The sequence below is a fragment of the Tistrella bauzanensis genome, assembly GCF_014636235.1.
In the GTDB taxonomy this organism is placed as follows: domain Bacteria; phylum Pseudomonadota; class Alphaproteobacteria; order Tistrellales; family Tistrellaceae; genus Tistrella; species Tistrella bauzanensis.
Map to the genome: position 1 here is coordinate 174,963 of NZ_BMDZ01000002.1, position 14,049 is coordinate 189,011.

Annotated in this window: 11 protein-coding genes; 8 read left to right on the forward strand and 3 right to left on the reverse strand. The window is 66.5% G+C overall.

The features are described 5' to 3' along the window. Position 1 precedes the first annotated feature (1 nt). The 3 genes from IEW15_RS01945 to IEW15_RS01955 form a co-directional block, all read right to left on the reverse strand. Positions 2 to 2,752 (reverse strand): ATP-binding protein, encoded by a 2,751-nt coding sequence (locus tag IEW15_RS01945; protein ID WP_188574320.1) that lies wholly within the window; start codon positions 2,750 to 2,752, stop codon positions 2 to 4. A 361-nt stretch (positions 2,753 to 3,113) separates the two neighbouring features. Next, positions 3,114 to 3,530 carry an RNA polymerase-binding protein DksA gene (gene dksA, locus IEW15_RS01950; protein WP_188574322.1) on the reverse strand — a complete coding sequence of 139 codons (417 nt, stop codon included), beginning with the start codon at positions 3,528 to 3,530 and terminating at the stop codon, positions 3,114 to 3,116. A gap of 122 nt (positions 3,531 to 3,652) precedes the next feature. Next, entirely contained in the window at positions 3,653 to 4,081 is a 429-nt protein-coding gene (locus IEW15_RS01955) for a flagellar assembly protein FliX (protein ID WP_188574325.1), read from the reverse strand. A 385-nt stretch (positions 4,082 to 4,466) separates the two neighbouring features. On the opposite strand from IEW15_RS01955, the gene IEW15_RS01960 reads away from it, so the two are divergent. The 8 genes from IEW15_RS01960 to bcsA all read left to right on the forward strand — a co-directional run bounded on the left by IEW15_RS01960 (position 4,467) and on the right by bcsA (position 14,040). Then, positions 4,467 to 5,633, forward strand: a complete 1,167-nt coding sequence (locus IEW15_RS01960) for a flagellar basal body P-ring protein FlgI (protein WP_188574327.1) — start codon at positions 4,467 to 4,469, stop codon at positions 5,631 to 5,633. Between the two features lie 13 nt (positions 5,634 to 5,646). Further along, the gene (locus IEW15_RS01965; RefSeq protein ID WP_188574329.1) at positions 5,647 to 6,030 is read left to right on the forward strand and encodes a rod-binding protein; all 384 of its coding nucleotides are present in this window, start codon (positions 5,647 to 5,649) and stop codon (positions 6,028 to 6,030) included. A 52-nt stretch (positions 6,031 to 6,082) separates the two neighbouring features. Then, the gene (locus IEW15_RS01970; RefSeq protein ID WP_188574332.1) at positions 6,083 to 6,607 is read left to right on the forward strand and encodes a flagellar export chaperone FlgN; all 525 of its coding nucleotides are present in this window, start codon (positions 6,083 to 6,085) and stop codon (positions 6,605 to 6,607) included. 69 nt (positions 6,608 to 6,676) lie between these two features. Beyond that, on the forward strand, positions 6,677 to 8,488 hold the full coding sequence (gene flgK, locus IEW15_RS01975; protein WP_188574334.1) for a flagellar hook-associated protein FlgK: 1,812 nt from the start codon (positions 6,677 to 6,679) through the stop codon (positions 8,486 to 8,488). Between the two features lie 85 nt (positions 8,489 to 8,573). After that, positions 8,574 to 9,476: a flagellin gene (locus tag IEW15_RS01980; protein WP_188574337.1), complete on the forward strand. Its 903-nt coding sequence runs from the start codon at positions 8,574 to 8,576 to the stop codon at positions 9,474 to 9,476. Between the two features lie 199 nt (positions 9,477 to 9,675). Further along, a complete protein-coding gene (locus tag IEW15_RS01985; RefSeq protein ID WP_188574339.1) occupies positions 9,676 to 10,134 on the forward strand; it encodes a flagellar assembly protein FliW in 459 nt (152 codons plus the stop codon). Positions 10,135 to 10,170: 36 nt separating this feature from the next. After that, entirely contained in the window at positions 10,171 to 11,394 is a 1,224-nt protein-coding gene (gene fliB / locus IEW15_RS01990; RefSeq protein WP_188574341.1) for a flagellin lysine-N-methylase, read from the forward strand. 309 nt (positions 11,395 to 11,703) lie between these two features. Next, positions 11,704 to 14,040 (forward strand): UDP-forming cellulose synthase catalytic subunit, encoded by a 2,337-nt coding sequence (gene bcsA, locus IEW15_RS01995; RefSeq protein WP_188574343.1) that lies wholly within the window; start codon positions 11,704 to 11,706, stop codon positions 14,038 to 14,040. Positions 14,041 to 14,049: the final 9 nt, after the last annotated feature.

Consider the following 14,049-nt stretch of genomic DNA (forward strand, 5'->3'; position numbering starts at 1 on the left):
ATCAATGCAGACGCCGTGGCGGCCCCGGCAGGTTACTGTCGGCGCCGTCTTCGTCGTCGAACAGCTGCTGTGTGGAGCGGGGCGGCACTGTCGGTGTCGCGCGGCGCCGGTCCCCCGTGCGGTCGAGCGCCGGCCCCGTCGCCGATCCCGTGCCATCGACGGCTGCCGAGACGGCTGCATCCGCCGGCACGACACCAGGCGTGCGCGCCGGCGGTTCGACATCGCCGTCCAGAGCCAGCACACGGTCCAAAGGCAGTGAAACGCCGACCCGTGTGCCGATGCCGGGTCGGCTGTCGATATCCAGCCGGCCGCCATGCAGATCGGCGATCGCCCGGGCAAGCGGCAAGCCCAGACCGGTGCCACCCCCGCGGCCATGGGCGCTGGCCAGTTGTTCGAATGGCAGCAGGGCCGTCGCGATCTGGTCCGGCTCCATGCCGATCCCGTCATCGACCACCTCGATCACCACCCCGCCTTCCGGCCGCCGGCGCACGCCAACAGTGACCACACCACCGGGATCGCTGAACTTCACCGCATTGGAGATCAGATTCAGCACCAGCTGCCGCAGTTTCAGCCGGTCGGCGATCACCATCGGCGCCGGTTCGGGAATGTCGAGCACGATGCCGATCTCGCGGTGTTCGGCCTGCGGCGTCACCAGCCGTGCCGCTTCGCGGGCGATCGCCCCCAGATCGGCATGGGCCTCGTCGAGCCGCGCCTTGCCGGCCTCGATCTTCGACAGATCAAGAATGCTCTCGATCACGGCCAGAAGATGCCGGCCGGCCGACTGGATATCGGTGAGATACAGCCGGTGCCGGTCGTTGGGCATGCCGCCCAGTCCGCCAAGCATAGCTTCGGCAAAGCCGATCACCGCATTCAAGGGCGTGCGGAGTTCATGGCTCATATTGGCCAGGAAGATTGATTTGGCCTCGTTCGCAGCCTCGGCCTGCTCCTTCGCCCGGCGCAGGGTGTTGGCGGCGATCCGATCGGCGGTCGCATCCAGCAGAGCCGCCAGAAGCACACGTCGGCGGCCGTCGCTTTCCATCGCGCCCTCAACGCGCAGCCAGCGCGGCTCCTCGCCCAACTGGCGGATCCGCAGATCCATCCGCAGCGGCTTGCCGGTCTCGACGGTATGGGCGATCGCCCGGTCCAGCAGGGCCATATCCTCGGCCACCACATATTCGGCCATGGCTTCGAAGGGCAGCGGCCCGGCGGTCGGCGGCCGGGCGAACAACCGATAGGTCTCGGCCGACCACCAGACGGCGTTCGTCTGCGGATCCCACTCCACGATGCCAAGCCCGGCCACACGCTGGGCCGAGGCCAGGCTGCGTTCGCTGAGGCTGAGCCGCCGCATCATCACCGTATGCTCGGTGACGTCGTCGATCACCATGATCACCCGGCCACCGGTGCCGTCATCGGCCAGATTGGCGGTGATCCTGAGCCAGATGCTGATCCCGGCACGGGTGATGAACCGCTGTTCGGTCGACATCACCCCGGCCGCGCCGCCGACCAGGGCACGGAACTCATCCGTCCAGGCGGCCCTGCCCTCCGGGTGAACGAAGTCCGCGATCGACGCGCCGACGAGGGCGCTGTTATCGGTGCCGAGAATGCGCGCGAAGCGGCTGTTGGCCCGCTCGATCACGCCCTCCGTGGTCAGATGCGCGATACCCACCGCCGCCAGATCGAAGGTCGACCGGAAGCCCCGCTCGCTGGCGCCCAGCCGATTGACCATGTCGACCAGTTGATATTCGGTGTCGCGGCGGGCGCCGACCTCGCGTTCGAGCTGGTCCAGGCTCTCCAGATTATCGGCGCGCAGGTTCTCCAGCAGCCAGGCGCGGCGCCGGGCCCGGAACAACAGGATCGCCACGACGGCGGTGAACCCCAATCCCGCCAGAAAAACCGCGAGTGCCGGTATCTCGATAATCCAGCGTCCGGGCGCATCGGAACCGGCCGCCACCTTGATCTTGAACAGACGATCGCCGATCGCGAGATTGCGGGTCCGCACCCAGGCCTGGGGATCGGCACCGGCCGGCATCTGGTCGACCATCCGAAGAACCTGCCCCCCCACCGCCGGCGCTGCAGATCCGATCGGGCGGGTGTCGGCCGGTTCCGGAACCGGCCGCAGGCTCAGCCGGTCCGAGGACGCCATCGTGATCCGCTGGCGCACATCCGCCACCAGCACGCCGGCATCGATCACGCCGATCACCATGTCGATGCCGTCGGGCCTATCCTCGGCGCGCAAAGGCAGCGCGAAAACCAGGCCGGTCACCGGCGCCGTCGGGTCGCCATGCCCCACCGGCTCCACGGCCAGCGCGCCTGAAAACAACGCCCGCTCGACCAGCATCGCCAGATATCCAGCGTCTGCCGGCAAAATCGCATCCGCGCCATCCGCATCACCCGAGGCGTTGACAAGACGCAGCCGCGTCGCGCCAAGGGCCAGTTGATCGGGCAGCCTTGACGGACCGCTCGCCGCCTCCCCGGCGCCGTCGCTATACCATGCCATCATCGACAGGGCGGGCGCGCGTCGGCGGAACGAGGTCACGAAACGCTCGAATTCCCGGTCCTCGACCCGGGTGGACGATGCGAACAGGGCCGCGAGATCGAGTGCGGCACCGATATGGCGATCGATGTCGATCGCCATTGCCGCCGCGGTCGCCGATGCCGCTTCCGAAAAAGCCTGGCGTTGCGACAATATCCGATCATGGCGGGTGATCGACCACGCGCCGATCGACAGAATGATCCCGACAACCGCGATCACCCCGATCCACGCCCCCTCGCGGGAGCGTAGGGCAGGGCGATGGGGGACAGGGCGATGGGGGACAGGGCGATGGGGTACCTGCCCCTCATCGCGGACCCGTCCCTCATCGCGAACCGGCCCCTTCCGGACCTGTCCGTCCCGGAGCCGTGCCTGACGTCGATCGGTGATCGACAGATCGTCCGAGACACCGCTGGTTGTTGCGGTTCCCTTGCCCTCGGCCATGCGTGATCATCCATTGACCGCCATATGAGCCAGGAAACGGCCGGGCTTACGCCCAGCCGCCCCTGCCGTCATATGACTATGGCATCACGCCCGGCAACCGGCCAGTGCCCGATCATCGAGTGGCGGGATGATCTCGTGATCAATCGTCGCGATAGCTGCGTTCACGCCGTTCGTGACGTTCCTGGGCATCAATGCTGAGGGTCGCGATCGGCCGTGCGATCAACCGTTTCAGGCTGATCGGCTCGCTCGTTTCCTCGCAATAGCCATAGGATCCGTCTTCGATCCGCTTCAGCGCCGCGTCGATCTTGGATATCAGCTTACGCTGACGATCGCGTGTGCGCAGATGAATCGACCAGTCGGCCTCGGCAGAGGCACGATCTGTGATGTCTGGCTCCTGCAGGCTGTCTTCCTGCAGGTTGCGCAGTGTTTCCGAAGATTCCCGGAGGATATCCTCCCGCCACGCCATCAGGCGTCGACGGAAAAATTCCACCTGCCGATCATTCATGAACGGCTCTTCTTCGGACGGCAAATAGTCGGGCGGCAGCGTAACAGCCATCCTGGTCTCCCCTCAGAGAGGCCATCCACCCACAAGGCGCGCTGCGGGCAGACGGTCGCTCGCGCTCCGGTTGGCGGCCGGCCCGCGGGGGAACACGGCGGCCCGTCCGGTCGGGCCTGTAGTTACCCGATACGATCGAGTTTCGCAAGCTCCACGGCAGCACGAACGTCGATCTCTGCCAAAACCTCGGCGAGCTGCGGATCGGAGACCCGTCCACGCTCCGCGGCGACCAGATCGCGAAGCTGGCCCAGCGCCGCATGCGGCACCCGGCCATCCAGAAGACCAAGCTTGATCTCGTCCAATATGTCGAGCATACGGCCGCCACGCTCGGTTGCGGCGCGCTCTTCCTGCTCGGCGCCGCCGGGCACGCCCTGCAGCGCCAGAAGCGCGTCCATTGCCGTCAGCGGGCCGGCCTTTGCCGGACCGGCGGCTGCGCGTGCGTCCCCGCCATCGTCGACCCGGCTCGCGAAATCATCCGAGCTGGTCGTCCGACTGCTGCTCCGTCGGCTCTTGGATGCGGGCGCGCCCGTACCGACGCCTGTAACCTTCATTGCCTCGTCAGCCTCCAGTGGCAGAAGCGGCGTGCATGGATGCGGTGCCGGTGCCGAAACCGGTCCGGCCCATCGCGGCCGCGGGCTGCATGTGCCGTTTATAACAACCCGCACCTGCATCTGTATATCGGCGCCTTCGGGCGACGTTCCAAGGCCCCTCTTGGCGCCTGCCGCGATCGTGCCGGTATTGCCGGCCATCCGACGGCCGCACCCGGCAGTTTCTGCCGCCCGCACGGCAGCGCTTGCCGTGATGGTGTCGCGGCGGCGATCGGCCCCGGCAGGCGGGCCGACAAAAACCTTGCGCCGCCATCGAGTTGGTTCGTGGCACGGTTCTGGCATAAAGGTTGAGCGAAGCCACTGCCCCCGAACCGGAGCCGTATCGCCGATGGTCACGTCCCTCAACACCTTCTCCGCCCGCCCGCGTCGTGCTTCCGGCGCGATCCGCGTGGCATTCGCGGCGGCGGTGATGGCCGTTGCCGCCTGCCTGCTGCCGCACGGCCCGGCCGCCGCCCAGTCGCGGATCAAGGATATCGCCGATATCGAAGGCGTTCGCGACAACCTTCTGGTCGGATACGGGCTGGTCGTGGGGCTGAACGGCACCGGCGACAGCCTGAACAATGCCCCCTTCACCGAACAGAGCCTGGTTGCGATGCTGGAACGCCTGGGCGTCAACAGCCGCGGCAGCCGTCTGCGCACCGACAACGTCGCAGCCGTGATGGTTACCGCGAACCTGCCGCCCTTCTCACGTCAGGGCAGCCGGGTCGACGTCCGGGTCTCGGCGATCGGCGATTCGGAATCGCTGCTGGGCGGCACGCTGCTGGTCACGCCACTGCTCGGCGCCGATGGCGAGATCTACAGCGTCGCCCAGGGGCAGGTGGCGATCGGCGGATTCTCGGCCCAGGGTCAGGGCGCCTCCATCACCCGGGGCGTGCCCACCGTCGGCCGGATTGCCAGCGGCGCGATCGTCGAGCGCGAGGTTCCGTTCGCCTTCGACAATCTGGACAGCGTCACCATCGCGCTGCGCAACCCCGATTTCACCACCGCCCGGCGCATCTCCGGCGCGATCAACGCCTTCATGGGCGCCGAAATCTCGAAGGCGACCGACCCTGCCAGCGTGCGGATAGCGGTGCCGGCCCAGTGGCGCGGCGATGTCGCCGGCCTGATGACCGAGATCGAGCAGCTTCGCGTTCAGCCCGATCAGGTCGCCAAGGTGGTGATCGACGAAAACAGCGGCATCATCGTGATGGGCGAGAATGTCCGCATCGACACCGTCGCCATCGCCCAGGGCAACCTGACCATCCGGATCACCGAGACGCCGCAGGTGTCGCAGCCGGGACCGTTCTCGCAGGGCCAGACCGCGGTGGTGCCCCGCACCACCATCGAAATCGACGAGGACAAGGACCGCAAGCTCGCGGTGCTGCCCAAGGGCGTCAGCCTGCAGGAACTGGTCGATGGCCTGAACATGCTGGGCATCACGCCCCGGGACATGATCTCGATCCTGCAAGCCATCAAGGCCGCCGGCGCCCTTCAGGCCGAAATCGAAGTGATGTGAGGATATAAAGCCGATGTCGACCATCCTCAGCACCAGTCTCGCCACACCGCGCCTGCCGTCCTCGGCCTCGACCGCCAGCAATCTCGATGCCGCCGGCAAGCCGGAACAGGGCCGGCTGCACAGCCTCGCCACCGCCCGCAGCTTCGACGTCGACACCGCACGCGAGAAGACCGAGGAGCTGGAAGGCGTTTTCCTGTCGCGTCTGGTGGCAACCATGCTCGACAGCGTGGAATTGATGCCGGGCATGAACCAGGGCGCCGGCGCCAAGGCGGCCGAAGACTTCCAGAAGTCGATGATGGCCGAAAAGGTCGGCGCCACCATGGCCCAGGCCGGCGGCATCGGGCTGTCGGCCGATGTTCTCGACCAGTTGATCCGTATCCAGTCCGCCCAGTCCTGACCCGATCGCGCCCGCCCACGCACCGGCACCGTCCTCCGAAAGGCCCGCCGCCATGACCGCTTCCGCTCAAGCCCATGCCACCGGCACCGATGCCGGCCCCGCCGCGGCCGTTCTGATCCAGGACCGGCCCCGCAATGCCGAGATCGACGGTCTGGTCGCCGATCTGGTCCGGGTGGTGGACGAATTGACCGACGTTCTGGAGCGGGAAACCGCCGCACTCATGATCAAGGACATCCCGACCATGCGCGCGCTTCAGGCCGACAAGCAGCGCCTCAGCCGCGGCTATGAACAGCTGTATGCGCTGCTGGGCCGGCATGATCAGGCGCTGGTACGCAGCGCCACCGGCTTCGACCGCCTGGGCGCGCTGGCCCCCCGTTTCGCCGAGGCGGTGAAGGACAATCTGCGCCGCATCGGCGCCGCCCGGTCGCTGAACGAGCGGATCCTGGGCGCCGTGCGCAACGCCATCGTCCGCGCCCAGGCACCCGCCACAGTCTATGGCGCCAATGGCCGCACCTGTTCGGCCGGCCGCGCCGGATCGGTCCGCGCCGGGTCGATCAGCGTCAACACACAGGCCTGACCGGGCCGGGCATCGCCCATCCCGCCTGTCGATCCGATCTGAGTCCAGAAGCCGCCGGAGCCGCCCGCCATGACGCTCTCACTCGACACAGCCTTCCGAAACGCGGTCAGCGGCCTGAATGCAGCGCAGGCCGGGCTGTCGGTGACGTCGCAGAACGTGGCCAACGCCAACACCCCCGGCTATTCGCGCAAGATCGTCTCGCAGGAATCGGTCATCACCGGCAGCACCGGCAGCGGTGTGGCGGTCACCGACGTTACCCGGGCGGTCGATCAGTATCTGCGCAGCGAGTTGCGCCGCGCCACGTCGGACGAATCCCGCGACAGCGCCCGTGCCAGTGTGCTCGACAGCGCCCAGCGCGTGTTCGGCAAGGTCGGCGGCGACAATTCGCTGGCAGCCGACATCGATGAATTCCTGACCCAGCTCGAAGCGGTCGCCAACGCGCCCGAAGCCGGCAGCGAACGCTATAATCTGATCACCGCCGCCAAGAGCCTGACCGAGCGGCTGAACGCCAATGTCGACCAGGTGGGCCGCCTGCGCGCCAACACCGACAGCGATATCGGCAATTCGGTCACCACGATCAACAATGCGCTGCGCGAGATCTATGACCTGAACGTCCAGATCCAGCGTGGCAATGCCTTTGGTGAGCCGGTCTCCGAACTGGAGGATCGCCGCGACATGGCGCTGGGCCGCCTGTCCGAGCAGATAGATATTGAGGTCATGCCGTCTCAGAACGGCAAGATCTCGATCTACTCCGGCTCCGGCCAGACCCTGCTGGACGAAAGCCTGCGCCAGCTGACCTATACGCCCGCGGCCCAGGCCTCGCTCGACACTGTGTTCGGCCCGATCAAGGTGGTTGCGGTCGATCCGAAGACGCTGGCCCAGCAGAACGACGGCGATGTTCTGGTATCGGGCGGCACCAGCAGCACGGTCACGTCCAACGTCAAGGGCGGCGAGCTTGCCGGGCTGCTTCAGGCCCGCGACAAGGATCTGGCGGCCCTGACCGGTCAGTTGGACGCCGTAGCCGATGCGCTGGTGGAACGGATGAACGCCGTCCACAACCAGGGCACCAGCTTTCCGCCGCCATCGACGCTGACCGGCAGCACCGACGTCACTGGCACCACGGCACTTGCGGCGACCGGCACCATGCGGATCGCGGCCGTGGCGAGCGACGGTACCCTGCTGGCGGCACCGCTGGACATCGATCTGTCGACCATCGCCACCGTCGGCGACCTGCGCGATGCGATCAATGCAAGCCCGCTTGGCGGCTACATGACCGCCGCCATCGTCGACGGCAAGTTCACTCTGACGGCGACCGGCGCCGGAACCGGTATCGCCATGTCGGAAGGTACCAGCCAGGTCACCGGCAGCGATGGTGCCGTGCGCGGGCTGTCGCATCATCTGGGCCTGAACAACCTGTTCACCGGCGACAGCGCCGCCACGGTCGCGGTCAAGGCCGATATCCTTGCCGACCCTCAGCGGGTCTCGACCGGGCTGCTGAAGTCGACGGCCGCCGCCGCGGGCGATGTCGCGATCACCGCCGGTGACAACCGCAACGGGTTAGCGCTGGCCGAGGCGGTCAACACCGCGGCCGCGATGCCGGGCATCGGCTCGCTCTCGCCCGGAAGCTACAGCCTCGCGGAATACAGCCGCGAGATCATCACCAACATCGCCTCGGTCGCGGCTGAAGCATCGGCGCGGGCCGAGGACAGCGGGATCCTGAAAGACGATCTGGCGTTTCGCGATGCCTCGGTCGCCGGTGTCAGCGTCGACGAGGAGATGAGCGCGCTGATCCTGTATCAGAATGCCTACACCGCATCCGCCCGGGTGCTCACCACCGCCAAGCAGATGTTCGACGAACTGCTGAACATGGTGGGCAACTGATGCTGACCATCCTCAAGCACCCCGCCTTCCGCGGATCTCCTGATATCCGTCCCCGCTGGTTCACGCTTCAGAACAGGTTCAGGCCATGATGCGCGTCACGACATTCTCCCAACAGACCCGCAGCCTCGACTCGATGCTCGATATCCAGCGGCGGGTCTATGACACAAACACCCAGATCTCCAGCGGCAAGGTCGCACAGAACTTCGCCGGGATCGCCGGTGACACCGAGCGCACGCTGGGTCTGCGGGCGGAAGCGACCCGCATCGACAACTATATGAGTAACGTCACGAGCGTCGACCGCCGCCTGACCCTTGTCGACCAGAGCCTTGAGACGATGTCGGACGTGGCCAGCAGCCTGCGCACGACCTTGATGCAGGCGACCAGTGACGGCCTGAAGGACGCGGTGCCGTTGAAGGAGCAGGCCGAAGGCATGCTTCAGACGGTGATCAGCGCGCTGAACGTGTCCGAGGACGGACGCTTTCTGTTCAGCGGCTCGCGGACCGACACAGCCCCCGTGGCCAATCCAGTGCCCGATCCGCTGACCTTCGGCGTCGCGGAAGACAATTACTATACCGGCGACGACATCGCCCTCTCCGCGCGGCTGGATGACGCGATGGAGATGACCTATGGCATGACCGCCGACCGCCAGGCGTTTCAGGATCTGATCGGATCGCTGAAGGCTGCCATCCACGCGGCCGAGATCGGCTCCACCGCCACCGCCGAAAGCGCATTGACCATGGTCAACGACGCCATCGGCAAACTCGCCGATTATCGCGCCGAGGTCGGCGCCAATCAGGCCCGGCTGGACAAGACCATGGCGTCGCACGAAGACCGTCTGGTCGTTCAGAATGAAGCCATTGCGTCGATCGAAAACACCGACATCCCCTCGGCCGCCATCCGGATGGCATCGGAACAGACCCTGCTCGACGCCTCATACATGATGGTGTCGCAGGTCAACCGGATGTCGCTCGCCGACTATCTGAAGTGATCCCGCCGATACCATCCAGCGCCCGGCCATCCCGATCCCCCTCATGCCGAGGCCGGCGCGCGAACCTGTACCACCATGGCGGCCCCGCCGCCGGTCATCTGTATCGCCAGCTCCCCAATCCCCAGACGGGGGCTGCTCAAGCGAAGGAAAGCATGTCATGCTGGCCACCGTCACCCCTGTTATCCGGATGTCACCCGACATGTCCGACCCCGTTGCCGATACCCCGACCGTTCTTGAAACCCGTTTCGGCCCGATCGCGATCGATCCCGCCCTGGCGATTGATGTCCCACGCGGCCTGGTCGGCCTGGGCGGTCGCGGCCGCTTCGTGCTGGCCGAGGTCGCCGATGAGCGCATCGACCATCTGAAGATCCTGGTCTCGATCGATGACCCGCGGGTATCGATGCTGGTGCTGCCGGTGCCGGTCAAGACCGATGCCATCGACCCTGAGGATCTGGAAGATGCCCTCACCCATTTCGGCATCGCGCGCGACAACGCCGCCGTGCTGCTGGTGGTGGCCAGCCATCGCGTCGACGGCGGTGTGCTGCTGACCATCAACCGCCGCGCGCCCATCCTGGTGGATGTCGAGGCGCGCCGCGCCTGGCAGCATGTGCTGCACAACCCGAAATACCCGATCCGGCAGCCGCTGATCGCGGGCTGAGCCGTCGCCGGCACGCCGCAGGAGATACGCCGCACGATGACCCCAACGCAAGACGGGGACGCAACACCGGACGAAACCGGCGCCGACGAGGGCGCGATCCGCGTTCAGCCGGTTCTCGACGACTTCGCCTGCATCGGTGCGGCCTGTTCCGACACCTGTTGTGCCGGCTGGTCGATGCAGGTGGACGATGCGACGCTGGCCCGCTGGCAGGGCGTGTTCACGGCGGCCGAGCAGTCGGCGATGACCATGGTCGATGCCGATGCGGGGCGGGTGATGGCACGTGCGCCATCGACCGGTGCCTGTGTGAAACTCGACCAGGGCTGGTGTGCGATTCACCGCAGCCATGGCCATGACATGCTGTCGAAGGCTTGCGCTGCGTTTCCGCGACGTGTGACGACGGATATCGACGGCGTTCAGCGCAAGATCGCCCAGTTGGGCTGCCCTGAAGTGGTGCGGCTGACGGTGGTGGCCGGATCGGGCGCCGGCCAGGCCGGTGTGCGTGCCGGCGAGGACGGTATCACCGCCACCTTCTGCGCATTGCTGCCCGGCCGGCCGGCATCCGATCGGATGCGGGCGGTGCTTGCCCTGGCCGGGTCGATCGCCCGGTTTCCGATGCCGGATCGGCCGGCCGCGGCCACAGCACTGGGGCGCGGCATTCACGACCGGTTGCCGGCACCCGCCACCGACCCGCTGGATGAACCGCGGCTGCTGCTGACATTGGGTGCGGTTCTGCACGCCACCGGTGGCCACAGGCGACCGGCGCTGGATCAGGCCATGCAGCGGCTGGACGCAGCACTTGGGCTGACGCTGGATCGCGCGACCCTGAACCTGACCGGCCGGCCGGATGCCGAACCCGAGGCTCTGGCCCGGGCGCGCGACATGGCGTGGGATGGTCACGCGGCCGGCACCGGGCTGGATGCGGCACTCTCGGCCTGGATCGATCATCAACTCGCCGCCTCGCCACATTCCCCGACGGCGGCGCCGTTGCCGACCACCACGCCGGAGGCCCTGCCCGGTCTGCGACTGGCCATCGGTTTCGCCGTGGCGCGGCTGGTCGCGCGGATGGCGGCACTTGGTGTGGCAGATGGGCAGTTGACGCCCCACACGGCACGCGACCTTTTCATCGCCGACGCGGCGGTATTTTCCCGTCTGCTCGACCATCTCAGCCGCCCGGCGCTGCTCGACGGGCTCGCCACCGAATGCGGCTGGACCACTGCTGCGCGGCTGCACGGGCTGGTGGGGCCGTCGCGCGCCGGCTGACCTCACGCCTAGGGCCTCACGCGCAGGGCCTCATTCAGAAAGCCTGTCTGCGCAGCGCGCCGATGCCCACGCCATTTACCCTTCCTCATCCATTTTCCCGCACACTCGACCCTTACATGATTGCTGGCTGGGCGAGGCAGTGTACCGATATGCAATCGCCCCTGTCATACAGCCGTCACGTGTTCATATTTCTATGGATTTTGCTGGTATTTTATCTTTTTGATGTCTTGAATTATGGACCTGAACGGCGCGGTCAGCGCTTGCCGGGCTCCCCCCGCCCTCTCATGGTCAGCACGGAATACGGATCTCATGATGGCACGAAGACTGGGGCGTCTGGCGCTCATCATCCTGTGGTGCGTGTCGGTTGTCGCCTTGCTGGCAGCGGCCGCGCAACCCGTGAGCCTGCCGGCGCAGATCGTGCTGATGGTCGTGCTGCTGGTGGCGATGGCGCTGCTGAAGGGCCGCAGGTCACACGAGGAAGGCAGCATACGCCGCACCATCCTGGTGATGATCGGGGCCTTTGTGGTCGCGCGCTATCTGGCGTGGCGGACCCTGTCGACCCTGCCGCCCACCGATGATCTGCTGGCCTTCATACCCGGCATCATTCTGTATGGTGCCGAGATCTATGCCATCGTGATGTTCTTCGTGAACAATTTCGTGGTGATCGACCCGGTCACCCGTAAGAGCCCGCCGCTTCCCGAGGCGGCGGAAGACCTGCCGTCGATCGACGTCTTCGTGCCCAGTTATAACGAGGATGATGCGCTGATCGAAACCACGCTGATCGGCGCCAGGCGGATGTGGTATCCGGCCGAGCGGGTGACGGTCTACCTGCTGGACGATGGCGGCACGGATGCCAAGCGGCATTCGGCAGACCCGCAGGAAGCCATGCGCGCCCGTGAACGGCATGAGCGCCTTCAGGCGATGTGTTCACGCCTGGGCGTGCGTTATCTGACGCGTGAGAACAACGCTCATGCCAAGGCCGGCAATCTGAACGCGGCGCTGCGCCACAGTCAGGGGGATCTGATCGCCGTATTCGACGCCGATCATGTGCCGACCCGCGACTTCCTGATGGCGACGGCCGGGTTCTTCCTGAAGGATCCGAAGCTGTTTCTGGTGCAGACGCCGCATTTCTTTCTCAGCCCCGATCCGCTTGAACGCAATCTCGGCACTTTCGAGCGGATGCCGAGCGAGAACGAAATGTTCTATGGCATGATCCAACGCGGCCTCGACCGCTGGAACGCCGCCTTCTTCTGCGGCTCGGCGGCATTGCTGCGGCGCGCCTGTCTTGAGGAAATCGGCGGCTTCAGCGGATCGTCGGTCACCGAGGATGCCGAAACAGCGCTCGACCTGCATGCCCGCGGCTATAACAGCGTCTATTTCGGCAAGCCGCTGATCGCCGGCCTTCAGCCGGAAAGCTTCGCGGCTTTCATCGGTCAGCGTTCCCGCTGGGCGCAGGGCATGACCCAGATCTTCATCATGAAGAACCCGCTGATCAAGCGAGGCCTGACACTGGGCCAGCGGTTGAGCTATCTGGCCAGCAGCATGTTCTGGCTGTTCCCGTTCTCGCGCCTGATGTTCCTGATCGCCCCCCTGTTCTATCTGTATTTCGGCCTGGAGATCTATCGCGCCACGGCGGCGGAATTCGCCGCCTATACACTCACCTATCTGGCAGCGTCACTTGTGATCCAGAATGCGCTGAACGGGCGGTTCCGATGGCCATTGATCTCGGAACTCTATGAACTCAGCCAGTCCCTCCACACCTCGGTCGCGATTGTCACCACGATCGTCAACCCGCGCAAGCCCACCTTCAAGGTCACGGCCAAGGGTGCAACCCTGACCCATGATCACGTCTCGCCGCTCGCGCGTCCGCTGCTGGTGGTCATCGGCCTGCTGTTGCTGGGTGTGGCGGCAACGATCTGGCGCTATGTGATGGAACCGTCGACCCGCGATGTCGTGCTGGTCGTGGGGTTCTGGAACCTGTTCAACATGCTTCTGGCACTTGCCGCTCTGGGCGTGGTGTGTGAACACGCTCAGCATCGCAGCGCACCACGCGCCGTCGTGCGCCGGCCTGCTCGTATCCGCATCGACGGCGTGATCTATGACGGCGCCCTGCTCGATGTCTCGCAAGGTGGCGCGCGTCTTGCCCTGCCGGCCAAACTGGTGCCGGGCGGGCGCGTCTCGGGCAGGGTGGCCCATCTGCTGGTCGACGATCTGATCGCCCCGACCCATCCGAGTGCCGCCGAAGCGCGTGCCGTACCGGTCGAGATGCGGTATGGCCGGCCCGATGACGACGGCAATATCCAGATCGGCCTGCGATTCGCCGCCACGACCGAGACCGAGAAGGAAGCCGTCGTCGATCTGGTCTATGGCTCCAGCGCCCTCTGGTCCGAATTGTTGGCACGACGGCACCGGCGCCCGGGCATTCTGCGCGGTCTGACCCATTTTCTCGGCCTCAGCCTGGGCTATGGCTTCAAATCGGCGGGGTTCCTGCTGGGCGGGGGCCGCAGGTCGCCGGCCCCCGCACCGGCCGCACCGGCAGGCACCGGCGGTGCGGAACCGGCCGGCGCCGCGGGCACGCCGCCCGATGGCCGCTTCACCCCTCCACTCACCTGGAACAGCGACGGCCTTGCGCCGCGCCGCAGCTGACCGGGAGCG

Coding starts and splice junctions, on each gene's coding strand:
- dksA (WP_188574322.1), bottom strand. CDS start 3,530: ATGGCTGTTACGCTGCCGCCCGACTATTTGCCGTCCGAAGAAGAGCCG.
- IEW15_RS01985 (WP_188574339.1), top strand. CDS start 9,676: ATGTCCGACCCCGTTGCCGATACCCCGACCGTTCTTGAAACCCGTTTC.
- flgK (WP_188574334.1), top strand. CDS start 6,677: ATGACGCTCTCACTCGACACAGCCTTCCGAAACGCGGTCAGCGGCCTG.
- IEW15_RS01965 (WP_188574329.1), top strand. CDS start 5,647: ATGTCGACCATCCTCAGCACCAGTCTCGCCACACCGCGCCTGCCGTCC.
- IEW15_RS01955 (WP_188574325.1), bottom strand. CDS start 4,081: ATGAAGGTTACAGGCGTCGGTACGGGCGCGCCCGCATCCAAGAGCCGA.
- IEW15_RS01960 (WP_188574327.1), top strand. CDS start 4,467: ATGGTCACGTCCCTCAACACCTTCTCCGCCCGCCCGCGTCGTGCTTCC.
- IEW15_RS01970 (WP_188574332.1), top strand. CDS start 6,083: ATGACCGCTTCCGCTCAAGCCCATGCCACCGGCACCGATGCCGGCCCC.
- IEW15_RS01980 (WP_188574337.1), top strand. CDS start 8,574: ATGATGCGCGTCACGACATTCTCCCAACAGACCCGCAGCCTCGACTCG.
- bcsA (WP_188574343.1), top strand. CDS start 11,704: ATGATGGCACGAAGACTGGGGCGTCTGGCGCTCATCATCCTGTGGTGC.
- fliB (WP_188574341.1), top strand. CDS start 10,171: ATGACCCCAACGCAAGACGGGGACGCAACACCGGACGAAACCGGCGCC.